25 protein-coding genes are annotated in these 22416 nt (G+C 73.0%); 10 read left to right on the top strand and 15 right to left on the bottom strand.

The features are described from left to right. Positions 1-123: 123 nt before the first annotated feature. Positions 124-846: an FAD binding domain-containing protein gene (locus IE118_RS23720; protein WP_189560041.1), complete on the top strand. Its 723-nt coding sequence runs from the start codon at positions 124-126 to the stop codon at positions 844-846. Between the two features lie 113 nt (positions 847-959). Here the strand turns inward: IE118_RS23720 and IE118_RS23715 are convergent, their stop codons facing one another. From IE118_RS23715 to IE118_RS23705, 3 genes are all read right to left on the bottom strand, one after another. Continuing rightward, complete coding sequence (locus IE118_RS23715; RefSeq protein ID WP_189560040.1) at positions 960-1412, bottom strand: universal stress protein; 453 nt, start codon at positions 1410-1412, stop codon at positions 960-962. A gap of 75 nt (positions 1413-1487) precedes the next feature. After that, complete coding sequence (locus IE118_RS23710; RefSeq protein WP_189560039.1) at positions 1488-2966, bottom strand: glutamate-cysteine ligase family protein; 1479 nt, start codon at positions 2964-2966, stop codon at positions 1488-1490. Between the two features lie 81 nt (positions 2967-3047). Then, on the bottom strand, positions 3048-3197 hold the full coding sequence (locus tag IE118_RS23705) for a hypothetical protein (RefSeq protein WP_229846920.1): 150 nt from the start codon (positions 3195-3197) through the stop codon (positions 3048-3050). Between the two features lie 194 nt (positions 3198-3391). Between IE118_RS23705 and IE118_RS23700 the strand changes: the two genes are divergently transcribed. Continuing rightward, positions 3392-3838, top strand: a complete 447-nt coding sequence (locus IE118_RS23700) for a DNA-binding protein (RefSeq protein ID WP_189560038.1) — start codon at positions 3392-3394, stop codon at positions 3836-3838. Here the strand turns inward: IE118_RS23700 and IE118_RS23695 are convergent. Next, positions 3790-4506 carry a lysophospholipid acyltransferase family protein gene (locus IE118_RS23695; RefSeq protein WP_189560037.1) on the bottom strand — a complete coding sequence of 239 codons (717 nt, stop codon included), beginning with the start codon at positions 4504-4506 and terminating at the stop codon, positions 3790-3792. The genes IE118_RS23700 and IE118_RS23695 overlap by 49 nt on opposite strands. Before the next feature lie 203 nt (positions 4507-4709). On the opposite strand from IE118_RS23695, the gene IE118_RS23690 reads away from it, so the two are divergent. The 5 genes from IE118_RS23690 (at position 4710) to IE118_RS23670 (ending at position 9129) form a co-directional block, all read left to right on the top strand. Further along, positions 4710-4904: a DUF2795 domain-containing protein gene (locus IE118_RS23690; RefSeq protein ID WP_189560036.1), complete on the top strand. Its 195-nt coding sequence runs from the start codon at positions 4710-4712 to the stop codon at positions 4902-4904. Positions 4905-4998: 94 nt separating this feature from the next. Continuing rightward, positions 4999-5412 (top strand): SRPBCC family protein, encoded by a 414-nt coding sequence (locus IE118_RS23685; protein WP_189560035.1) that lies wholly within the window; start codon positions 4999-5001, stop codon positions 5410-5412. Between the two features lie 4 nt (positions 5413-5416). After that, positions 5417-5989: a (2Fe-2S)-binding protein gene (locus IE118_RS23680; RefSeq protein WP_189560034.1), complete on the top strand. Its 573-nt coding sequence runs from the start codon at positions 5417-5419 to the stop codon at positions 5987-5989. Beyond that, on the top strand, positions 5990-7009 hold the full coding sequence (locus IE118_RS23675) for an FAD binding domain-containing protein (protein ID WP_189560033.1): 1020 nt from the start codon (positions 5990-5992) through the stop codon (positions 7007-7009). It begins immediately after the preceding gene. Continuing rightward, positions 7006-9129 carry a xanthine dehydrogenase family protein molybdopterin-binding subunit gene (locus IE118_RS23670; RefSeq protein WP_189560032.1) on the top strand — a complete coding sequence of 708 codons (2124 nt, stop codon included), beginning with the start codon at positions 7006-7008 and terminating at the stop codon, positions 9127-9129. Before IE118_RS23675 ends, IE118_RS23670 begins: the two co-directional genes overlap by 4 nt. Here the strand turns inward: IE118_RS23670 and IE118_RS23665 are convergent. Together IE118_RS23665 and IE118_RS34125 are read right to left on the bottom strand one after the other, a co-directional pair. After that, on the bottom strand, positions 9107-9943 hold the full coding sequence (locus tag IE118_RS23665) for a pentapeptide repeat-containing protein (RefSeq protein ID WP_229846919.1): 837 nt from the start codon (positions 9941-9943) through the stop codon (positions 9107-9109). The two genes, IE118_RS23670 and IE118_RS23665, sit on opposite strands and share 23 nt — an antisense overlap. A gap of 152 nt (positions 9944-10095) precedes the next feature. Then, positions 10096-10482 (bottom strand): ATP-binding protein, encoded by a 387-nt coding sequence (locus tag IE118_RS34125; protein WP_268248965.1) that lies wholly within the window; start codon positions 10480-10482, stop codon positions 10096-10098. A 428-nt stretch (positions 10483-10910) separates the two neighbouring features. Between IE118_RS34125 and IE118_RS23655 the strand changes: the two genes are divergently transcribed. Both IE118_RS23655 and IE118_RS23650 read left to right on the top strand, forming a co-directional pair. Then, a complete protein-coding gene (locus tag IE118_RS23655) occupies positions 10911-11786 on the top strand; it encodes a Sco1979 family transcriptional regulator (protein ID WP_189560029.1) in 876 nt (291 codons plus the stop codon). 44 nt (positions 11787-11830) lie between these two features. Further along, entirely contained in the window at positions 11831-12646 is an 816-nt protein-coding gene (locus IE118_RS23650) for an SAM-dependent methyltransferase (protein WP_189560028.1), read from the top strand. Between the two features lie 35 nt (positions 12647-12681). On the opposite strand, the gene IE118_RS23645 is transcribed toward IE118_RS23650, so the two are convergent. The 8 genes from IE118_RS23645 to IE118_RS23610 form a co-directional block, all read right to left on the bottom strand. Further along, positions 12682-13608: a GNAT family N-acetyltransferase gene (locus IE118_RS23645; protein ID WP_189560027.1), complete on the bottom strand. Its 927-nt coding sequence runs from the start codon at positions 13606-13608 to the stop codon at positions 12682-12684. Between the two features lie 87 nt (positions 13609-13695). Then, entirely contained in the window at positions 13696-14487 is a 792-nt protein-coding gene (locus tag IE118_RS23640; RefSeq protein WP_189560026.1) for an enoyl-CoA hydratase/isomerase family protein, read from the bottom strand. Continuing rightward, positions 14484-15749, bottom strand: a complete 1266-nt coding sequence (locus IE118_RS23635) for a cytochrome P450 (protein WP_189560025.1) — start codon at positions 15747-15749, stop codon at positions 14484-14486. Before IE118_RS23635 ends, IE118_RS23640 begins: the two co-directional genes overlap by 4 nt. 103 nt (positions 15750-15852) lie before the next feature. Beyond that, positions 15853-17151, bottom strand: a complete 1299-nt coding sequence (locus tag IE118_RS23630) for a cytochrome P450 family protein (RefSeq protein WP_189560144.1) — start codon at positions 17149-17151, stop codon at positions 15853-15855. Between the two features lie 102 nt (positions 17152-17253). Beyond that, positions 17254-17856 carry a GTP-binding protein gene (locus IE118_RS23625; RefSeq protein WP_189560024.1) on the bottom strand — a complete coding sequence of 201 codons (603 nt, stop codon included), beginning with the start codon at positions 17854-17856 and terminating at the stop codon, positions 17254-17256. After that, the gene (locus tag IE118_RS23620) at positions 17831-18205 is read right to left on the bottom strand and encodes a DUF742 domain-containing protein (protein WP_189560023.1); all 375 of its coding nucleotides are present in this window, start codon (positions 18203-18205) and stop codon (positions 17831-17833) included. Before IE118_RS23620 ends, IE118_RS23625 begins: the two co-directional genes overlap by 26 nt. After that, complete coding sequence (locus IE118_RS23615; protein WP_189560022.1) at positions 18202-18603, bottom strand: roadblock/LC7 domain-containing protein; 402 nt, start codon at positions 18601-18603, stop codon at positions 18202-18204. The genes IE118_RS23620 and IE118_RS23615 overlap by 4 nt, the downstream gene beginning before the upstream one ends. Further along, a complete protein-coding gene (locus tag IE118_RS23610) occupies positions 18600-19805 on the bottom strand; it encodes an ATP-binding protein (RefSeq protein WP_189560021.1) in 1206 nt (401 codons plus the stop codon). The genes IE118_RS23615 and IE118_RS23610 overlap by 4 nt, the downstream gene beginning before the upstream one ends. A gap of 480 nt (positions 19806-20285) precedes the next feature. Here IE118_RS23610 and IE118_RS23605 point away from each other — a divergent pair, with 480 nt between their 5' ends. After that, on the top strand, positions 20286-20981 hold the full coding sequence (locus IE118_RS23605; protein WP_189560020.1) for a response regulator: 696 nt from the start codon (positions 20286-20288) through the stop codon (positions 20979-20981). 171 nt (positions 20982-21152) lie between these two features. Here IE118_RS23605 and IE118_RS23600 read toward each other — a convergent pair whose 3' ends face one another. After that, entirely contained in the window at positions 21153-22355 is a 1203-nt protein-coding gene (locus IE118_RS23600) for a globin domain-containing protein (RefSeq protein WP_189560019.1), read from the bottom strand. Between the last annotated feature and the right edge of the window lie 61 nt (positions 22356-22416).

Here is a 22416-nt window from a genome sequence, read left to right as displayed (position 1 = left end):
GCGCACGCGGCGGACTCGTGAGCCCTGGACGCGCCCCCGGTTCCGTACGGAGAATGCGGTGCTGCTGACCGCCCGTGAAGTGCCGTTCCTCCCGTCCCCGTCGAGGAAAGCAGGTCGACCGCCGTGCTGCTGCGTCTGCCCACGTCCCTGTCCGAAGCACAGCGGTACCTGGCCGAGGGCGCGGTGCCCGTCGGGGGTGCCACCCTCGTGTGGGCCCTCTGGCAGCGCGACGGCTTCCCCGAGCAGGCGATGTCCCTGCGCGAGCTGCCCGAGGCCAACCTGAGGGAGCGCCAGGCGCTCGGTGCCGCCGTGCTGCTGCACCAGGTGGACGAACGGGTACCGGACGTGCTGCGCCGGGCCGCCTCCACCGTGGGGACCGGAGCCGTCCGCAGGACGGCCACCGTCGGCGGCAACATCGTGGGCAGCACGCTGCGCTGCCTGCTCCCGGCGGCGCTGGCCCTGGACGCGCGGGCGACCGTGCTCGACGGGGACGGCACCTACGAGACCGATCTGGGCGAAGTGGTGGCCAAGCGCCATCTGCTGCTCACCCTCCGCTGGAACACCCCCGTGGCGAGCGGGTACTACAAGGCGCCCGGCGAAGCGGGTGGCCCGCCGCCCCTGGTGGTGGCCACCGCCGTCCACGCCGGCGACGACGGACGGCACCGGCTCGTCGTCGCCGTCCGGGACGGTTACGAGGTGATCAGCGGGACCGCCGGCTGCGGCACCGGAGCCGGGCAGGCGCTGCGGGACCTGGACCGCACCGGCCTGGGGTCGCTGCCCGCGCCGGCGCGCGACGCGGTGCGCCGGGAGGTGACCGGCATCCTGGACGGCCCCGCCCTCCGCTGACCGGTCGCGCCACCCGTGCCATCCGCGCCACCGAACGGCCCGGGCGACCCGGGCGACGCGACGGAACGCGAACACCGCGGCGGCGTCCGGCCGTCCCGGACGGGGGAAGGGGGTCAGCCGTCCGCCTCCCCCCGGTGCCGGACCACGACGACCGGGCAGGACGCGTGCTGGGCGCAGCGCTGGCTGACCGAGCCCAGCATCGCCCGGGCGAACCCGCCCCGTCCGCGATGGCCCACCACCAGCACCTCCGCCCCTTCCGAGGCGCGGATCAGCACCTCCGAGGGGTCCCCCTCGACCAGACGCTCCCGCAGCCCGGCGGGCCGGTCGCCGGGGAACGCCGTGTTCAGGGCCTCCGCGAAGCGGTGACGCGCCTGCTCCGAGTCGAAGTCCGGCTCGATCACGGGACCGGCCCACCCGGTGGACGACGGTGTCTCCCAGGCATGGACGGCCTCCACGACCCCGCCGAGCGCACGGGCGTACCGTACGGCCCAGCGCAGTGCCTCGTACGACGCGGGGGATCCGTCCACCCCCACCACCACCCGCGGTGCCGGCTCAGTGGCTTGCATGGTCACCTCACTCACCAGTCGATGTCTGTGTCCGCGCGCCTGCCGGCCGGCGTCCCGTCCGCCGGCCGGGCCGCCTCACTCCACGGGCCAGGTGTGCACCGGGGCGTTGAGGTGCATGTAGTCGATGTACTGCTGCGTCATCCGGCGCAGCGCCTCGTGGCGGCCGCAGTGCACGGTGGCGTCGATGTGGTGGAACATCTCCTTCTGCCACACCGCTCCGTTGCGGCCCGTCACGCACCGCTGCTCGATGATGCCCAGCAGCGGTTCCCGCCAGGCCTCGTCCATCCCGGAGCGCTCCAGACCGCGGTGTGCCAGCGGCAGCAGCCGCCGCAGCACGAGCTCGGCCGCCGGCACCTCGCCCATCCCGGGCCAGTACAGCCGGGCGTCGATGCCGTACCGCGCCGCCGTGCGGAGGTTGTCCTCCGCGGCCGCGAAGGACATCCGGGACCACACCGGCCGGTCCTCCTCCACCAGGGCGCGGGTCAGCCCGTAGTAGAACGCCCCGTTGGCGAGCGTGTCCGCGACGGTCGGGCCGGCCGGCAGCACCCGGTTCTCCACCCGCACGTGCGGCTTGTCGCGGGCGACGGCGTACACCGGGCGGTTCCAGCGGTAGATGGTGCCGTTGTGCAGCGTCAGCTCACCGAGTTCGGGGATGTCGCCGCGCGTCAGCGTCTCGGCGGGGTCCTGGTCGTCGCACAGCGGCAGCAGGGCCGGGAAGTACCGCAGGTTCTCCTCGAAGAGGTCGAACACGCTGGTGATCCAGCGCTCCCCGAACCACACCCGGGGCCGCACCCCCTGCGCCTTGATCTCCTGCGGACGGGTGTCCGTGGCCTGCTCGAACAGCGGGACGCGCGTCTCGTGCCACAGTTCCTTGCCGAACAGGAAGGGCGAGTTGGCCGCGAGCGCGACCTGGACCCCGGCGATGGCCTGTGCCGCGTTCCAGTAGTCCGCGAACTGCTCCGGGGCGACCTGGAGGTGGAACTGCGTACTGGTGCACGCGGCCTCCGGGGTGATCGTGTCCGCGTAGGTCCGCAGCCGGTCGACACCGGTCACCTCGATGTGCAGGTCCTCCCCGCGCGCCGCGAAGATCTGGTCGTTGAGCAGCCGGTAGCGGGGGTTCTCAGACAGCGCGCCCTCGCCGACGTCCTCCTGCCGCAGGGTGGGCAGGATGCCCGTCATGATCAGGCGAGCGCCGATGGACCTGGCGCGCTGCTCCGCGTGGTTGAGTGCCGCGCGGATCTCGGACTCCCAGGCGTCGGGGCCGCCCGCCGTGAGCCGGCGGGGCGCGATGTTGATCTCGAGGTTGAACCGGCCCAGTTCCGTGTCCCAGGCCGGGTCCGCGATCGCCTCCAGCACGTCGGTGTTGCGCATCGCGGGCTCGGCCCGCTCGTCCACCAGGTTCAGCTCGATCTCCAGCCCCACCTGCGGCCGCTCCGCCTCGAAGCGCGACTCGCGCAGCATCTGCGCGAGCGCGTCGAGGCACTCCTGCATCTTGATGCGGTAGCGGCGGCGGTCCTCGCGGGTGAAGGTGAGCGCCGGGACGTCGCGTCCCATCGGTCTCCCTCCGGTGCTCGTCCTCGGAACCTGTCCACCCCAGCGTCGCACCGGCGGGCGAGTCGGACCACGCGAGGCCGTTCAGCCGTGCGTGCCGTCCGCCAGGAAGGCGGCCAGGCTGTCGAGGAGCAGGGCGGTGCCCTGCTCGGCGCCGTCCCGCTCCTCCGCCGTGTCGCACGACTGGCGGACCACCACCGCTCGTACCGCTCGGGGGTGGTCCACGACTGCCACACGCTGTCCACGGGGGCGTCCAGGGTGCGGGTGAGGGTGCAGGAGAAGCCGGTTCGGGTGCTCATGGTGTCGTCCTTCGTCCGGGTGCCGGTGGGTCCGTCGCATCGGTGGACCCGCGGGGACGCCGGAACTCATCGGCCACCGGTTCGCACCACAATGTTGACAACAAAACGTTCACAACGGATGCTCGTCCCATGCCCACGACACCCGAACAGCCCACCGACGCCTTCACCCCGCCGAGTTCCGAGGCCGCACGCGTGCAGCGGGTCCACGCGTCCCTGTTCCGCATCGCCGAACGGCACGCGGCCACGGACGGACAGCGCCGGCGCCAGATCCATCCCGGGGTCCTCGGTCCCCACGAGGCGGTCCGGCTTGTGGCGTTCCTGCTCAGCGGCGCGGCGCTGCCGGAGGACGGCGAACCCGAGGTGGACCGCGCGGACATCACCGCCGCGCTGAGCCTGCTGCCACGGGCCCGCGCCGAGCTGGACGAACTCGAGACCGGCCTGCTGCAGATGGCACGCGGGCGCGGCATGACCTGGCCGGAGATCGCCTTCGGACTCGGTCTGGGCAGCCCGCAGGCAGCCCGGCAGCGCTACGAGCGGCTGGCCGAGCGCACCGGCCCCGTGGAGGGTGACGCGTAACCGGGTGCCGCCGGGCCGCGGGGCGGTTCCCCCACCGCGCGGGCGGCGTGCCGCCAGGCGGCACCTACCGCGCGGTGGGCCGCCGCCGTGCCGGCCGCCGTCCCGGACGGCAGCCGCACGGGCCGGCCTACGTGGACGTGGAACCGCGGCCGGCGCACCGGGGCGGTCAGCACGCCCGCCAGCTGTTTCGCGGCCGGCCCGGAGGCGAGCCGCCGGGCCCCCGCCTGCCCCACGGGCACGACCTGCGCACCGGTGGCGGCCGCCAGCCGCGCCAGGCCGGTACGGAAGGGCCGGGGCGCGGCGCACGCCGCGTCCTCACGCCGCGGCAGGCCCCCTTCCGCGTAGATGAGCACATGGCGCCCCGACCGCACCGCCTCCGCCGCCGCCTCCAGCGCGTCGGCCGCGCGGGCGGTCCCCCGGTGCACCGGTATGTGGCCCCCCTGCGCCAGGGCACGCCCCAGCACCGGTACGCGCCACAGCCCCGCCGTCGCCATGACGACCGGTGTCACCCCGACGCTCCGCAGGGCGGCCAGCACGACGGCCGGATCGGCGAGCGAGTCGTGGTTGGCGACGAAGACACTGCCCGTGGCGAAGGGCTCCCGGCCCTCGCGGGTGACGGTGAGGCGCCCGAACAACGGCAGCAGGACGGCGGCGGTGCGGCTGAGCAAGGGACGGCCTCTCGACGGACGGAAGTTCCGCCCCCAGCCTCGTGCGCGAACGCGGCCGGCGCCTGAGTACGCGTACCCGGGTGGGCGGCTCCGTCCGCCCCGGATTTTCGCCGGTCACCCGGGGCGAATCACCTCCGGACCCGCTGGGTACCCGCCACGTCCTCGCGCGGATCCGCCGCGTCGCTCCACCGAGGGAGGCCGACATGGCCGAGCTCAACCCGATCGAACTGCAGAAGGCCCTGAAGGGCGCCGACTATCCCGCCAGCCGGGACGACCTGGTCGAACTGGCGAGGAACAACGGCGCGGACAGCTCTCTCGTCCAGAAGCTGACGCAGAGCGGGAGCGAGCGGTTCGACGGCCCCAACGAGGTGCAGAAGGCGGTCTTCGACAACGAGTGACGCCACGGTCCGGGGTCGCCCGCGACCGTCACGGTCGCGGAGGGCCCCGGACACGCGTCCGCCGTACGAACCGAACCGAAAGGCGGTACCGGCGATGGCCGAGTACGAACGTTCACGGACGATGCCGGCACAGCCCGAGCACGTCTTCGACCAGGTCTCCAACGTCGACCAGATGGGTGACTGGATGCCCGGCGACCTCCACGTGCGGGCCGGGGAACTGCCCGCCGTCACCGTGCACGAGGACCGCACCGACGAGGACACCTCCGCCCTGCTGCGCGCCCGGCCGGACCAGATGCGGCTCGAGTGGGGGACACGCGCCCAGGGCACCTACACCGGCTGGCTCCAGGTCGCCGGCATCGGCAGCGGCGCGAGCGAGGTCACGGTGCACCTCTCCTTCTTCGAGGACAGCCACGACCCCGGCGCGGAGCAGGTGGGCGAGGCCCTCGACGCGAGCCTGCGACGCCTCGAGGACCAGGTGCGGCTGCGCTTCGACACCGCGGCCGGCTGACCCCGTGGCAGGGCACCCCGACAAGGGCGGCGCGACACACGACGACAGCGCCCGCGCCACCGGCCACCGCTCCGAGGTGACGCTGACGGTGAACGGCACACCGCACACACTCCTCCTCGACCACCGGCGGGTCCTGCTCGACGTCCTGCGCGAGGACCTGGACCTCACCGGTTCCAAGAAGGGCTGCGACCACGGGCAGTGCGGCGCCTGCACGGTCCTGGTCGACGGCCGCCGCGTCAACGGCTGCCTGCTCCTGGCGGTCACCCTGGACGGCAGCGAGGTCGTCACGGTCGAGGGCCTGGCGGACGGCACCGGAGAGCCGCACCCGCTGCAGAAGGCGTTCCTGGACCGGGACGCCTTCCAGTGCGGGTACTGCACCCCCGGCCAGATCTGCTCGGCCGTCGGGATGCTCGCCGAGGCCGCGGCCGGACACCCTTCCCACGTCACCGACCCCGCCGCCCCCTCGGGACGGCCCGTCAGGCTGGACGCCGCCGAGATCCGTGAGCGGCTCAGCGGCAACCTGTGCCGCTGCGGCGCGTACCCGCACATCGTCGAAGCCGTCGAGGACGTGATCTGAGTGGAGCCGTTCGGCTACGTACGGGCCGGCACCGTGCGGGAGGCGGCCGAGGCGCTCGCCGAGCACCCCGGCGCCCGCTGTCTGGGAGGCGGCACCAACCTCGTCGACCTGATGAAACTGGGCGTGGAACGCCCCGGCCTGCTCGTCGACGTCAGCCGCCTGCCGCTGGACACCGTGGAGGAACTGCCCGACGGTTCCGTGCGCGTGGGTGCCACGGTCCGCAACAGCGACCTCGCCGCCCACCCCCTGGTCCGCGACCGCTACGCCGTGCTGTCCCAGGCGCTCCTCGCGGGCGCCTCCGGACAGCTGCGCAACGCCGCCACCACCGGTGGCAACCTGCTCCAGCGCACCCGCTGCCCGCACTTCCAGGACCTGTCCAAACCGTGCAACAAGCGCACCCCGGGGACCGGATGCGCCGCCCGGGAGGGCACCCACCGGGACCACGCGGTGCTCGGCCACTCCGAGCAGTGCGTGGCCACCCACCCCTCGGACATGGCCGTCGCCCTGGCGGCCCTGGACGCCCGGGTCGAACTGGACGACGGCCGGACGACCCGCGCCGTACCGGCGGACCGGTTCCACCGGCTGCCCGGCGACCAGCCGGAGCGGGACACCGAGATCCGTCCCGGTGAGCTGATCACCGGCGTGGTGCTGCCGGCCGCCACGGCCTCGCTGCCCTCCGCCTACCGCAAGGCCCGCGACCGCGCCTCGTACGCGTTCGCCCTCGCCTCGGTGGCCGCCGTCCTGAGCACGGCGGAGGACGGCACCGTCGCCCATGTCGGGCTGGCCTTCGGCGCCCTGGCCCACAAGCCGTGGCGGGCCGAACGCGCCGAGGCGGCCCTGCGCGGCGCCCCGGCGACCGAGGACGCCTTCGCCCACGCCGTGGAGCGCGAACTCCAGGCGGCACGCCCGCTGCGCGACAACGGCTACAAGGTGCCCCTCGCCCGCAATCTCGCCGTCGACGTCCTGACCCGGCTCGCCGCCCGGCGGACCCGGCCCGGCACCCTCCAGGAGGACTCATGACCGGCACCGGCGGCGCACTGGGCGCTCCGGCCGAACGCCGCGAAGGACGCCAGAAGGTCACCGGCGGCGCCCGCTACGCGGCCGAGCACCCCCTGCCGGGCCGCGCCCACGCCTGGCCCGTCCCGGCGGGCGTCGCCCGCGGCCGGGTGACGGCCGTCCACACCCGGGCCGCCCAGGACATGCCCGGGGTCCTGGCCGTGCTCACCCACGACAACGCCCCCCGGATCGCCGAGCCCGACGACCCCACCCTGGCCGTGCTCCAGAGCCCCGACGTACCGCACCGCGGCTGGCCCGTCGCGCTCGTCGTGGCCCGCACCTTGGAGGAGGCCCGTGCGGCAGCCGGGGCGGTCCACGTCGAGTACGCCGCCGAGGAGCACGACGTCCACCTCACCGCCGGCCATCCCGAGGCGTACGAACCGGAGAAGGCCAACGGCGGCTTCCCGGCCCGCCGCGAGTGGGGCGACCCCGACGCCGCCCTGGCCTCCGCGCCCGTCGCGGTCGACGTCTCCTACCAGGTACCGCCGCTGCACAACCACCCCATGGAGCCCCACACCAGCACCGCACACGGGGACGGCGACCGTCTCGTCGTCCACACCTCCAGCCAGGGCGGCACCACGGTACGGGCCGTGCTCGCCGCGCTGTTCGAGCATCCGGAGGACCGCATCACGGTCGTCGCCGACCATGTCGGAGGGGGCTTCGGCTCCAAGGGCACCCCGCGCCCCGACGTGGTCCTCGCCGTGATGGCCGCCCGTGCGACCGGACGACCGGTCACCGTCGCCCTGCCCCGCCGCCACATGCCCTCCGTCGTCGGCCACCGCGCCCCCACGCTGCACCGGCTCCGGCTGGCCGCGGGCACCGACGGCAGGCTCACCGGCCTCACCCACGAGATCGTCACCCACACCTCCCGCATCAAGGAGTTCGTCGAACAGGCGGCGGTCCCCGCACGCGTCATGTACGCCACCCCCGCCAGCCGTACGGTCCACCGCGCCGTCCGCCTCGACGTGCCGAGTCCCTCCTGGATGCGCGCACCCGGCGAGTCACCCGGCATGTACGCCCTGGAGTCCGCGATGGACGAGCTGGCCGGCGCACTCGGCATGGATCCGGTCGAGCTGCGCGTCCGCAACGAGCCGGACCGGGAACCGGACAGCGGCAAACCGTTCAGCAGCAGGCACCTCACCGAGTGCCTGCGCGAGGGTGCCCGCCGCTTCGGCTGGGACGGGCGCGACCCCCGGCCCCGAACCCGTACCGAGGGGCCACTGCTCCTCGGTACGGGCGTCGCGGCGGCCACCTACCCGGTCCTCGTCGGCCCGTCCACGGCCGAGGCCCGGGCGCTGCCGGACGGGAGCTTCGTCGTGCGGGTCAACGCCACCGACATCGGCACGGGTGCCCGCACCGTGCTCGCCCAGGTGGCGGCGGACGCCCTCGGCGTGCCCCTGGAGCGGGTGCGCAGCGAGATCGGTGACAGCGACCTGCCGTCCGCCCCGCTCGCCGGGGGCTCCTCCGGAACGGCCTCCTGGGGCTGGTCCGTCCACCGGGCGTGCACGGCGCTGGCGGAGCGACTGGCCGCCCGCACCGGCCCGTTGCCCGAGGAGGGTGTGACCGCGCACGCCGACACGGCCGGTCTCGCCGACGCCGACAGCCCCTACGCGCGCCACGCCTTCGGGGCGCACTTCGCCGAGGTCGCCGTCGACCCGGTCACCGGCGAGGTCCGGGTGCGCCGGATGCTCGGTGTCTTCGCGGCCGGGCGGATCCTCAACGCCCGTACCGCGCGGTCCCAGTTCATCGGGGGCATGACGATGGGGCTCGGCATGGCGCTCACCGAGGGCAGCACGATGGACGCCGCCTTCGGTGACTTCACGGAGGCCGACCTGGCGTCGTACCACGTGCCCGCGCACGCCGACGTCCCCGCGATCGAGGCCCACTGGATCGACGAGGAGGACACCCACCTCAACCCGATGGGCAGCAAGGGGATCGGCGAGATCGGCAACGTGGGCAGCGCCGCCGCGATCGGCAACGCCGTGCACCACGCCACCGGGGTCCGCTACCGGGAACTCCCGCTGACCCCGGACAAGGTACTCGCCGGGCTGGCCCGGCCGGTCACCAGTGGGCGGGGCGGCTGAGCGCGGCCGGCAGCACGGTGGCCGCGTCACCCCTGGCGGAGTCCAGCTGCGCCTGGGTGAGGAACAGGGCGCCGGTGAGGTCGGCGCCGCCGAGGTCGGCGTCGCGCAGGTCGGCCCCGATCAGGTCGGCGTCGCGCAGGTCCGCCCCGCTGAGGTCGGCGGCGACGAGCAGGGCACCGCGCAGGCTCGCCCCGCGCAGGGCGGCGCCGGACAGCTTCGCGCCGACGAGGTCGGCTCCCCGGTGGTTCTTCCGGGGGCCCGGGACATGGGCCCGGGCGAGTTCGCCGGCCCGCAGCAGCAGGGGGTTGACCTCGCCGCGCAGCGCGGGCACGTCGAGGCCGGCGATCGACTCGGCGCTGCCGCGGGTCAGGCCGTCCAGCCGGTCCCGCGCACGCCGCAGTTCCCCGTGGACGGGGCGGGCGGCAGCGAGGCCGAGGGCCTCGGTGACGTACCAGAGCAGCTCGTGCAGCTGACGCATCACGGGGAAGACCTCCACCATGGCGCGGGCCGTCTCCGGTGCCTGCCGCCAGTCGGTGCCGCCGAAGGTGACCTGCGAGACCTTCTGTCCGGCGCCGAAGCAGTCGAAGACGGTGCAGCCGGCGTAACCCCGGTCGCGCAGCCGCTCGTGGATGCCGCAACGGAAATCCGTGCGGAGGTGGGAGCAGGGCTCGCCGGCGGCCTTGGTGACGGCGAAGTCCGCGGAGCGGGCGAAGGGCAGGGCCACGCAGCACAGACCGAAGCAGTCGGCGCAGTCGGGCCGCAGGTCCTCGCGGTCGCCGGGGGCGGCGAGGGGGACTCCGTGCTGTGACGACACCGTGCGCACTCCACTCGGGCAGCGAGCTCCGCACACCGCGGCGCTTCGTGATCCGCCCGCCATTCTCGCAGACGGCGCCGGGGCCCGGGACCGTCATGCCGCTCGCACCCGGGTCGCCGGTGGGGCCAGCGTCCCGGGCCGGGCGTCCGGGCTCATCCCGTGGCCGGGTCCGGAGACCGGCGCAGTTCGGCCCACACCGTGCGCCCGGGGCCGTCCGGGGCGTCGGTGACCCCCCACGCGCCGCTGAGCGCGTCGACCAGCAGCAGCCCGCGCCCGTTCTGGGCGTCGGGGCCGGGACAGCTGAGCGTGGGCCGTGCGGGGCCGCGGGCCTGGTCCTCGACCTCGACACGGATCCGGTCCGCCGTCAGGTGCAGCCGGCACACCACCCGGTCTCCGGCCGAGTGGGTGAGCGCGTTGGTGACGAGTTCCGACGTCACCATGACAGCGTTGTCGCGCACTTCGGGGGCGACGCCCCGCGCGGTGAGCAGCTCCCGCATGCCCGTACGGGCGGCGCGCACGGACGCCGGGACGGCCGGCAGGTCGAACGCACGGGTCTCGCGGACGGTGCGGAGCCCGGAGGCGGGACGGCCGGGGCCGTCCGGCTGGGGGAGTGGAGCCGCTTGACCGCCTCCGGGCGGTCTGGGGGAGAACGTGTGTCCTGCGTGCTGCAACGGCCTGGGTAAGGGGAGCCGAGCCATCTCCGTGGGCCTTTCGTCTTGCCGTCGCGTGGGGGGGGCGTCCCGCCTCGGCCGGGGGTCGGGCGGCCGGTTGCACAGGGCCGCGCGAACCGGCCGCGGGGACGGTGCGAACACTCTGGCACTCGTCAACGACGGCTCGCAACAGGCAAGTTGAAAATTGCAGTCGGCTGCGTGCATGCTGCTCCCGGCGACGCCCGATCGCAGGTGTGCGCGCCGGCCGAGCGCATGAGACGGTGGCCCCGGAACACCCGGGAGCGAGGGGGCGAGGCGTGACCGCGGAGACCGACTGGGGCGGTGCCCCCTCCGTTCTGCGCATGATCCTCGGCAGGCAGCTCGAGGAGCTACGGAACCGGGCCGGCCTGAGCTACGAGGAAGCGGGCGCGGCCATCGGGGTCAGCCACTCCACGATCCGCCGCATGGAAGCCGCCAAGGTGGCCCGGCTCAGACTCGCCGACGCCGAGAAGCTCCTGCACGTGTACGGCGTGACCGACCGGCAGGAGACGGACACCTTTCTGAAGTCCGTCCGCGAGGCCAACAAGCGGGGCTGGTGGCACACCTACCGCGATGTCATGCCGGACTGGTTCGCCGCCTACCTCAGCCTGGAGCAGGCGGCCCTCCAGATACGCGCCTACGAGAGCCAGTTCGTCCACGGGCTGTTGCAGACCGAGGCCTACGCCCGCGCCCTGCTGCGCGCCGGGAACCCGCACGCCACGGCCGACGCGACGGAGCGGCGGATCGATCTGCGGATGCGCCGGCAGGAGCTGCTGTACCGCGCGGAGCCCCCGCGGCTGTGGGTGGTGATGGACGAGACGGTCCTGCGCCGGCCGGTCGGCGGCGCGGAGGTGATGCGCGCCCAGATCGGTCACCTCATGGAGATCCAGCGCCTGCCCCACGTGACCCTGCAGATCATGCCGTTCACCAACGGCCCGCACCCGGCCATGCGCGCCGGCGCCTTCCAGCTCCTCCGCTTCCGTGCCCGTGAACTCCCCGACGTCGTCTACCTCAGCGGGCTGGTCGGCGCGATCTACCTCGACAAGCGCGACGACGTCGTGGTGTACCGGGAGGCCCTCGACCGGCTGGGCGCCCAGGCGACGCCCGCGAGAAGCACCGCGGCCGAACTCGACCGGATCCGCGAATACCTCTGACCGATCCGCCCCCCCGACCCCCCACGTGCGAAGGAGACACCACGGTGCCCGACAACGGATGGCCGGCCGACCGCATCGACACCGAGCACGCGCACTCCGCCCGGATCTACGACTACATTCTCGGCGGGAAGGACTACTACCCGGCCGACCAGGAGGCCGGCGACGCCATGGTCGGGGAGTGGCCCGCGCTGCCCGTCCACATGCGCGCCAACCGTGACTGGATGAACCGGGCGGTCCGCCGGCTCGTCGAGGAGGAGGGCATCCGCCAGTTCCTGGACATCGGCACCGGCATCCCCACCTCCCCGAACCTCCACGAGATCGCCCAGTCGGTCGCGCCGGACGCACGCGTCGTCTACGTCGACAACGACCCCATCGTGCTCACCCTCTCCCAGGGGCTGCTGTCCAGCACACCCGAGGGCAGGACGTCGTACATCGAGGCGGACTTCCGTGACCCGGCGAGCATCCTGGAGGCCCCGGAACTACGGCAGACCCTCGACCTGGACCGGCCGGTGGCGCTGACCGTCATCGCCATCGTCCACTTCGTCCTCGACGAGGACGACGCCGTCGGTGTCGTCCGCAGGCTCCTGGAGCCACTGCCCCCGGGCAGCTGCCTGGCGATGACGATCGGCACGGCGGAGTTCGCCCCCGAGGAGGTGGGACGGGTGGCCCGCGAGTACGCGGCCCGCGACATGCCGATGCGGCTGCGCACCCTCGACGAGGCCCACGAGTTCTTCGCGGGGCTGGAACTCCTCGAGCCGGGCATCGTCCAGGTGCACAAGTGGCACCCCGACGGCACCGGCGAACAGGGGATCCGCGACGAGGACATCGCCATGTACGGAGCGGTCGCCCGCAAGCCGTGACGCCGGGCGAGTCGTGAACCGGCGGCGGGCGCCGTTCAGTTCACCACCGCCTCCCAGGTGTCGACGGCGTAGCGGACCGTCAGGCCGTGCCGGTCGTACAGGCGGGGCGCTCCGGTGGTGTTCTCGGTGTCCACGCCGAGGCCGACGGTGTCCCGCCCCCGCGCGGCGAAGGCCGCGAACGCCCGGCGCAGCAGGAGTCCGCCGAGGCCCCGGCCGCGCGCCGGGGGCAGCACGCCGAGGCTGCGGATCCACCCCATCGCCTCCCGGTCGTTCCGCGCCAGCAGGAAACCGGCGTCGCCCAGGTCGTCGGTGGAGACGATCCACACCAGGGACCAGTCGAGGCCCTCGGCATCGATGTCGTGCACCCAGTCCTCGTAGGCACGCGGCTGGAAGTCGAAGTGGTCGGCGAAGGAAGCCTGGTACAGCTCGTGCACCCGCCTGCGGTCCGCCTCGGCGGCGCAGTCGCGCACGCGCACTCCGGCGGGAGCCTCCGGCACCGGGTCGCGCGTGGGGTCCAGGGGGCGGTGCAGGACGTGGTAGCGGCGGACGACCCGCCAGCCGCGGGCCCGCAGCAGACCGGTGTCGAGCGTGGGCGCCACATTGAGGTGCAGGTGCACCACCGCCCGTTCCGCCCCGTTCTCCCGGGCCTTCTCCAGGGCCCTGGCCTCCATGGCCTCCAGCATCCGGGCGGCGGCCTCCTGGTGTGCGGGCAGGACGTACTGGTCGATGTCGACGCGTTCGCCCTCGGACTCGTCCCACAGCAGCCCGTAGGCCACCAGCAGGTCACCGTCCCAGGTGAGCCAGGAGTCGCGCTCCAGGTCGGTGCCGGGGTGCTTCAGATCGGCCTGGACGGTGTGCAGGTCGGTCTCGGGTCCGCCGATCTCGATCTCGTCGACCTTGTTCAGCAGTTCGGTGATGGCGGGCGCGTCGGTGAGCGCGGCGGGACGCAGCGAGTAGGGCATGGACACCAAGGGTCGGCGCGCGGGACCCGCCGTGCAACGGGTTTTCCCGCGAGGCCACGCGTCCCCCGTCGCGTGGCGTGCCGGCGGTCAGCGTGCCGTGCCGGTGTGACGCTGCTCGGTGAGGATCGCCGTCAGCAGTTCGGGGTCGAACACCGAGACGTCGGCGAGGCGGGTGGGGGCGGCGAGGGAGTTGAGCATGGCCTTGGTGACCCGTACGGCGGAGGCCGGCCGGCGCATCACGGGCCTGGCCCAGGCCATGACGGCGGCGTCCAGTCCCTCGCGCGGCACGACCTTGTGCAGCACCGACAGGCCGAGGGCCTCCTGGGCGTCGAAGACCCGGGCGGTGAGGATCAGCTCCCGCACCCTGGCGACCCCCACCTCGCTGATCAGCCGCGGGAGCAGTCCGCCCCAGGCGGGCGGCACCCCCAGGGCGAGCTCCGGCAGGCGGAAGGTGGCGGTGTCGGCGCCCACCCGCAGGTCACAGGCGAGCGCGAGACCGACCCCGGCGCCCACGGCCCTGCCCTGGACACGGGCGACGGTGACGGCCGGGTTGGCGGTGAGCGCCTCGCACACCCGCAGGGCCTTCGCACCGGAGACGCGGATGCCGCCGCCGGCGGGATCCGCGTCGAGGTGCCGGGGGAATTCGCGCCGGTCCCCGCCGAGGCAGAACTCCTCCCCGGCGGCGGCCAGCACCAGGACCCGCACCGCGGGGTCCTGGTCGTCGAGGACGGTGAGGAGGTCGTCCAGCATGGCGTCGCCGACTGCGTTGCCCTCCTCGGGCAGGTTCAGTTCGACGGTGAGGAGAGGACCCTGCCGGTAGGTGCGCAGGGTCTTGAGTATGCGGTCGGCGGGGAGTCCGGCGAGCGACTGGGCGTTCATGTCGTTACCTTCAGGGACGTGATGCGGCGGAAGACGAGTCGGGAGTTGTCGAAGGACGGGGGACCGAGGGGGCGGAGGGTGGGGAAGCGCTGGAGCACCTGGGCGACCGTCTCGCGCGCCTCGAAACGCGCGAGGGCCGCGCCGAGGCAGTAGTGGGGGCCGCTGCCGAAGGTGATGTGGCCGCCCCCGCGCAGGACGTCGAAGACGTGCGGGTCCGGGTTGCGGCGGGGGTCGTGGGCCGCCGAACCGTAAAGGATGTGGACGGTGGCGTCCTTGGCGACGGGGGTACCGGCGAGGACGGTGTCCTCGGCCGCCACATGCGAGTTGAGCCAGACCGGGGGGTCGTAGCGGAGGGTCTCCTCGACGAGGTCCTCGATGTGCTCCGGACGGGCCCGCAGCCAGTCCGCCCGTGCGGGTTCCTCGGTGGCGAACCGCACCGCGTTGGCCAGCAGCACCGCGCTGGTCTCCAGCGAGGCGATGGTGATGAACATCGTCAGGTGGTAGATCACCCGCGCCGCGGCGGCCGGATCGTGCGGGTACTGCGCGTCCCAGTAGTGGATCCAGCCGGTGAGGACATCGTTGCCAGGGTGCTGACGCCGGTGGCGGATCAGCTCGCCGAAGAACTCCCGCATCTCCAGCGTGGCCCGGCCCGCCTGCGCCAACTCCTCCTTGGTGGGCAGCAGTTCCTGGGCGTAGGCCTGCCGGTGGGCGAAGTCCAGGACGTACGCGTGGTGCTCCTCGGGGATGCCGAGCCATTCACCCACCGTGCGGACCGGGAGGAGTTCGGCGACCGTACGGACGAAGTCGGCCTCCCCGTCGGCGCGCAGGCGCTCCTCCAGGTCGTCCAGGAGCCCGGAGACCAGCGCGGCGATCCGGGGCCGCATGTTCTCCAGGGTGGAGCGGTCGAACGGGTTCCCCAGGGCGCGGCGCTGACAGGTGTGCGCCGGGGCGTTGATGCGGGACAGGGTGCCGGTCAGCTCCTGGGTGGCCGGCTCCCGCCAGCGTCTGGGGTCGGGTTGCCGTTCCTGCCAGGCGAAGTCCGGCACGAGCCAGTTCCTGCCGCGCAGGACCTGGCTGCATGCCTCGAACGAGGTGACGAAGTAGGCGCCCCAGGGGGCGCGCACGACGTCTCCCAGGGCGCGTAGCCCCTCCCAGACGGGAAGGGGGTCGGCCTGCCCTTCGGCCGAACGCAGATGGCGGAGAAGGGAGATGACGGCTCGCCGGTCGTGGACGGACCCGCGTATGTCGCCAACGGCGGTCAAGTGGAGCTCCTTCGGCTGAACGTAACCGTTACCGCCGGAACCTACCCTTCCAGCCACCCGTGTCATGTGTCGTTGCGTGTTGCACCTGTCACATGCAGTGCGGTCAGACGCGGAAGACGTCCAGGAAGCTGCTCCAGAACCCCTTCCTGCGCGCCGGTTCCTGCCGGACCGGTTCGGACACGGCCGCCGGCATGGGCTGCGCACCGGCGGTCGTGGCCCGGTCACGGAGCGCGGCCGCCGTACGGGTGGCCGGTGTGGGAGTGAACGTCACCGGCAGCGCCACCAGGGCGCGGTGGAACGGTCCGGGCCGCCACTGGAGGTCCTTCTCCGCGACCGTCAGGGTGAGGTCGGGCAGCGCGTTGAGCAGCCGCTCGATCGCGGTGGTCGCGATGACCTGCGCCGGGTCCTTGGCGGGGCAGGCGTGCGGCCCGGCGCCCCACGCCAGGTGCGCGCCCTTGCTGTGCGCGCGGCGGGCCTCGTCCAGCGCCGGGTCGGCGTTGGCGCCCGCGAAGGAGATGACGACCGGGGTGTTCGCCTCGGCCACGTGACCGCCGAGGTCGACGTCCTGAACCGGGTAGTGGGTGGCGTAGTTGGCGATCGGCGTCTGGTTCCACAGGACGTGGTCGAGCGCCTCCTCGATCAGCATGCCGCTCTGCCGGCCGCCCGCCCCGGACAGCAGCAGCATCAGGGAACTGCTGATGAGGCTGCGCTCCGGTTCGATGCCGGCGCCCATCAGCAGCACCAGCTGGTCCTTGAGCTCCTCGTCGGTCAGCCCGGCCGGGTGCTGGATGAGCCAGGAGGTGACGTCGTCACCGGGGCTGCGCCGCTTGAGCGCGATCAACTCCATGAGGGACGAGGTGAGTTCCTCGTTCGCGCGCAGCGCGTCCTTGCCGTCGAAGATCGCCGAGACGGCGGTGGTGACGGTGTCGCCGATGTCCGCCGGGCAGCCGAACAGCTTGTTGAACAGCAGCAGCGGCAGCAGCTTGGCGTAGTCGCCGAGCAGGTCGGCCCGGCCCCGCTCGCTGAACTGGTCGATCAGGTAGTCGGCGATCGGCTCGACGTCCCGGCGGATCCGCGTGGTGTTGAGCCGGGCCAGGCTGTCCACCACGGCCTTGCGCAGCCGCAGGTGCACGGCGCCGTCGGTGAACAGACAGCTCGGCCGGTACGCCATCATGGGCAGCACCGGGCTGTCCATCCCGATGCGGCCCTCGTTCAGGGCCTTCCACCGGCGGGCGTCGCGGGCGAACAGCTCCGTGTTCTGCAGGACCCGCAGGGCCATCTCGTGCTCGACGACCAGGGTGGCGTCCACACCGGGGGCGAGTTCGACCGGACCGGCCGGGGCGTGCTCGCGCAACCGGTCGTAGACCTGGTGGGGATCGGTGGCGAACGCGGCGTCGTGCATCGGGCATCTGCCGGCGGTCGCCGTGGAGTGGGAATGAGGATCCATGAAGTCTTCCTTAGTGATCCGGGGACCCGGGCCCCCGGCCGGGCGGACGCGGGGAGGTCAGGCCGCACGCTCGAGCAGGTGCCGCACCAGCGCGATCAGGGCCATGGCGGACGACTGCTGCTCGCGGGCGTCGCAGTAGACGACCGGGGTGTCCGGCAGCAGGTCGAGCGCCTCGCGCACCTCCGCCTCGCTGTACGTGGCGGCGGGGTCGAAGCAGTTGACGGCGATGGCGTACTCCAGGCCGTACCGCTCGACGAGGTCGATGACCGGGAAGGTCTCCTCCAGCCGCGCCGGGTCGACCAGCAGGAGTGCCCCGAGCGCACCGCGTGCCATGTCCTCCCACAGCTGCATGAAGCGCTGCTGACCGGGGGTGCCGAACAGGTACAGCACCAGGTCGTCGCTGAGGGTGAGACGACCGAAGTCCAGGGCGACCGTGGTGGTGGTCTTGTCCGTGACCCCCCGGAGGTCGTCGACGTGGACCGACGCCTGGGTCATCTTCTCCTCGGTGCGCAGCGGAGTGATCTCCGACAGCGAGCCGATGAGGGTCGTCTTGCCCACGGCGAAGTGCCCGACGACGAGGATCTTGGCGGCGTTGGTGACCGCGCTGGAGACGTAGATGGACTTCTGCGCCGTCTCAGCCGATGAGGGATTGGAGTCCATTCAGAACCTTCTCGAGGGTCGCTCTGTCAACGTTCTGGGCCCGGGGCGGCTCGGCCCGGCGCAGCAGGTGCCCCTGTTCCGATAAATCGGTGAGCAGCAGCCGTGCCACCCCGACGGGCAGGCCGAGGTGGCCCGCCACCTCGGCGACCGACAGGTAGCCGCCCGCGCACAGCTCCCAGATCGCCCTGACCTCGGGACCGGCCCCGAGCGGCAGCGTCCGCCCGGGAGCCAGGGTGACCAGGGTGTGCAGCGCCAGCTCCTCGGAGGAGGGCAGGTCACGTCCGCCGGTGATGACGTACGAGCGGACGAAGTCACTGGTGACGGGTGCTTCCTCGCCGGGCGTGGTCATACGCCGGCACCGTTGTCGGAGCGCGGCGCCACGCTCATCGCCTTGCTGAGCGCCGCCACCGTCTTCTGCATGCGGAACGACACGGCCTCCATGTCGACGTCCGGCGCGGCGGAGACCGCGAGGTAGGCACCCTGCCCCGCGGCGATCAGGAAGATCCAGCCACCGTCGTACTCCAGCAGCGTCTGCTTCCAGATGCCGTGCCCGGCCCCCACGAAGCCGGCGACCGCCCGGCTGAGGGACTGCATGGAGCTCATCGCGGCGGCGTTGGTCTCCGCGTCGTCACGCGAGATGTCGTCCGAACGCTGCAGCAGCAGGCCGTCACCCGAGACGAGGACCGCGTGGCGGGCTCCACGCACCTCGAGCACGTCGTTCAGCACCCACGACAGGTCGGTGTTCACTGGTGGTCAGGTCCTTCCGTGGTGTTCGTGGTCCGTCCGAGCTGCGTGCCGCGTGCGAACGCCCCCAGGCGGGACGCGGTCACCTCGCCGGCCGACTCGGACGTCTGCTCGTCGATGGCGGGCTCGGGGGCCGGCACCACCGAAATGGGTCCCTGACGCCGACGGCGCTTGGGCAGTCCGCCGGACGTCGTGCCCACCACGTGCGACGGGCCCACCGGGACCGGGGCCAGCCGCTGCGGCGTGCTCTCCTGGCTCTCCTCCGCGGGCTCCCGTACGGGCTCGGCGGGTGCGACGGCCTCGGCCGCCAGAAGACTCTCCGGTACTCGGATCACTGCGCGCACTCCGCCGTAGGGGGAAACCGAACCGACGGACACGGCGAAGCCGTACCGCGCGGCGAGCATGCCGCACACCGCGAACCCGAACCGCGGGGGGTCACCGAGACCGGTGATGTCGACCGGACCGTCGGCGGACAGCAGGGCCGCCGCGCGGTCCTTGGTCTCCTGGTCCATGCCGAGACCGGCGTCGTCGACGATGAAGCACACGCCCGTCGGCACGGCCTGGATGTTGACCTCGACCGGGGTGCCCGGAGCGCTGTAGGTGGTCGCGTTGTCCAGCAGCTCGGCCAGGACCACCGCCACCGGCTCCACCGCCTTGCTGGAGACGGCGGCGCTCACCTGGGCGTGGATGCTCACCCGGTTGAAGTCCTTGATGCGGCCCTGCGCGCTGCGCGCCACGTCGTAGACGGTCGCCACGCCCTCGCGCCGGCCCAGCCACCCGCCGCAGAGCACCGAGATGCCCTTGGCCCGGCGGCCGAACTGGCTGCCGGTGTGGTCCACCGCCATCAGGTCGGCCAGGACCTCGGTGTCGTTGCCGTACTTCTTCAGCAGGCCGTCGAGCAGCAGCTGCTGCTCCTCGGAGAGCGACTGCAGGGTGCCCATCGCCGACTTCAGCACGGCCTTGGTCGACGACTCCGCGTCCGCCCGGACGTCCGCGAGGTCACCGCGGTGCTGGATGTCCAGGGCGGATATGTGTCCCTGGAGCTGGTCGATACGGCCCTGGGCGTGGCCCAGGTTCGTCTCCAGGTCGTTCTTCGTTCTTCGGAGCGCCAGATTGGTTCTCCGCGCCCGCTGCACTGCGAAGACCGCAGCGACGAGCACCACAAGCAGGATCCACAGCAGTGGATCCTCGATCAATGACGTCATGAGACTCTCTTCAAGTCGCATCGCGCCGGGAGTGCGGGAAGGCCGTGCGTCCGTGGGACGGGTCCGGCCGTCGGGCGGCGCGGATCCACGGGCGGGACCAAGCCTCAACTCCTCAGCGATGGGGCCTTAGAGACTGTCCCCCGTACGCGTTCATGACGCGCCGCCAGCCTACTGAAAGTAAGATGATCTTAGCAGCTGGTCGAAGGCAACACGCCTGCCCCGCACATTACTTGACTTCCCTCACGAGACCCACACACGGAAGTGGTCTTCCGGACGGAGACGGAACGGAGACCGAACGGAGAGGGACCGCCGCGTGCCGTTCCGGGCACGGCGAGGGGTGCCCGTGAGCGTGCCGGTGGCCCCGGGCGGGTGCCGGCGGGCGCGAAACCGGGAAAAACAGGGCCGATCGGCCCTGTCCGCCGGGCCCTGGACCGGCCAGGATCGTGGCGGAACACTGCACGCGGAAACGAGGAGCACGCGATGGCGGACGGCGAGCAGCCCGGCCCCGACCACCCGATCAGGGTCTTCCTGCTGGACGACCACGAGGTGGTCCGGCGCGGGGTGCACGACCTGCTGAACGACGAGCCGGACATCACCGTGGTCGGTGAGGCCGGCACCGTCGAACAGGCCCTCGTGCGCGTCCCCGCCCTGCGCCCCCAGGTCGCCGTTCTCGACGTCCGGCTCCCCGACGGGGACGGCGTCGGCGTCTGCCGCGAGCTGCGCTCGCAGATGCCCGGCCTGGCCTGCCTCATGCTGACCTCGTTCGACGACGAGGAGGCCCTGCTCGACTCGATCATGGCCGGCGCCTCCGGCTACGTGCTCAAGCAGATCCGCGGATCCGACCTGGTGACGGCCGTCCGCACGGTCGCCCGGGGCCAGTCGCTGCTCGACCCGAGCGCCACCACCAGGCTGATGGCTCGGCTGCGCGGCGGGGAGCGCGAGGAGGAGCAGCCGGACGCGCTGCCGGGGCTCACCGACCGGGAGCGGGAGATCCTCGACCTGATCGGCGAGGGGCTCACCAACCGGCAGATCGGCCGGCGGCTGTACCTGGCCGAGAAGACGGTGAAGAACCACATCTCCCGCCTGCTGGCCAAGCTCGGCGTGGAGCGCCGCGTCCAGGCCGCCGTGATCGCCACCGAGGCCCGGGACCGCCTGCGCCACAACGGCCGCCACTGACCCCGGGCGGCGCCCCCGTCCGCTCGTGTGTGTGGGGGGCGCCGCCCGGTCACAGGAAGCTGCTCCAGCAGGTCCGGAAGCGGGCGGTGACCAGGTCGCGCCGCGGCTGGAAGCGCACCCGCTGGCACCGGCACGGAGGAGGCGGACCGGCGGCCCGCCTGACGCCGGGTGTCACTTGCTCAGCCAGAGGTCGGGGCCGAACACCTCGTAGTGGATGTCCTTCGGGGCGACTCCCCGGGTGAGCAGGTCATCGCGGACGGCCCGCATGAAGGGCAGCGGGCCGCACAGGAAGGCGGTGACGTCCTCGGGCAGGGCCAGCCGGGTGACGTCGGCCAGGCCCGTGCGGACGTGGGGCGCGTCGAGCCCTTCCGGCTGCTCGTACCACAGGTGCAGGGTGCCGCCGGGGAGCCGGCCGACGAGGTCGTCCAGTTCCAGCCGGTGTGCGTGGTGGGCGGGGGAGCGGTCGGCGTGGAGGACCGTGACCTGCCGGCCGGCCGAGGCGTTCGCCAGGTGGTCCAGCATCGCCAGCATGGGCGTGATGCCGATGCCGGCCGAGGCGAGCAGGAGCGGGCCGTCGCCCTCGGGGAGCACGAGGTCGCCGAAGGGCAGGGACACCCGGATGACGTCGCCGGGGCGGGCGTGGGCGTGCAGCCAGGACGACACCTCGCCCTCGGGGGTCCGGCCGTCCGCCGGGCGTTCCCGCTTCACGGTGATCCGCCAGGTCTTGCGGGCCGGGGCGGTGGAGAGACTGTACTGGCGTATCTGCCGTGCTCCGTCGGGCAGTTCGACCTGCACGCTGACGTACTGGCCGGGCGTGAACGGCCCGGTGGGACGCCCGTCGGGGCGGCGCAGCTCGAAGGAGGCGGTGTCGAGGGACTCCTCGACGCGCTCCGCGATCTCCATGTCGTGCCAGACGGCGCCGTCCTCGACCCCGGCGCCCGCGTACAGCCGTGCCTCCAGGGCGATGAGGGCGTTGGCCATGAGCCAGTACACCTCGTCCCAGGCGGCCCCCACCTCGGGCGTCACCGCGTCGCCCAGCACCTCGCCGACCGCACCCATCAGGTGCCGCCCCACGAGGGTGTACTGGTCGGCCGTGACGCCGAGCGAGGCGTGCTTGTGGGCGATGCGCCCGAGGAGCGCGTCGGGCCGCTCGCCGGGTCGCTCCACCAGCGTGGTGGCGAACGCGGCGACGGCGCCGGCGAGGGCTTCACGCTGGGCGCCGCTGGCCTGGTTGCCGCGGTTGAAGAGGTCGCGCAGCAGTTCGGGGCGCTCCTCGAACATGCGGCGGTAGAACAGCTCGGTGATGGAGCTGAGGGAGGCCCCGACGGCCGGGAGGGTGGCCCGGACGACGGGGACCGACTGGGTGGAGAGCATGCGCCGGCTCCTTGCCTGGATGCTTCGGTGATCGCAGACAGCATCCTAGATAATTGGTATC

The sequence above is a fragment of the Streptomyces pilosus genome, from assembly GCF_014649835.1.
GTDB classification, from domain to species: domain Bacteria; phylum Actinomycetota; class Actinomycetes; order Streptomycetales; family Streptomycetaceae; genus Streptomyces; species Streptomyces pilosus.
Note: the sequence above shows the minus strand (reverse complement) of the source record. Positions and strands in the feature narration are given on the sequence as shown.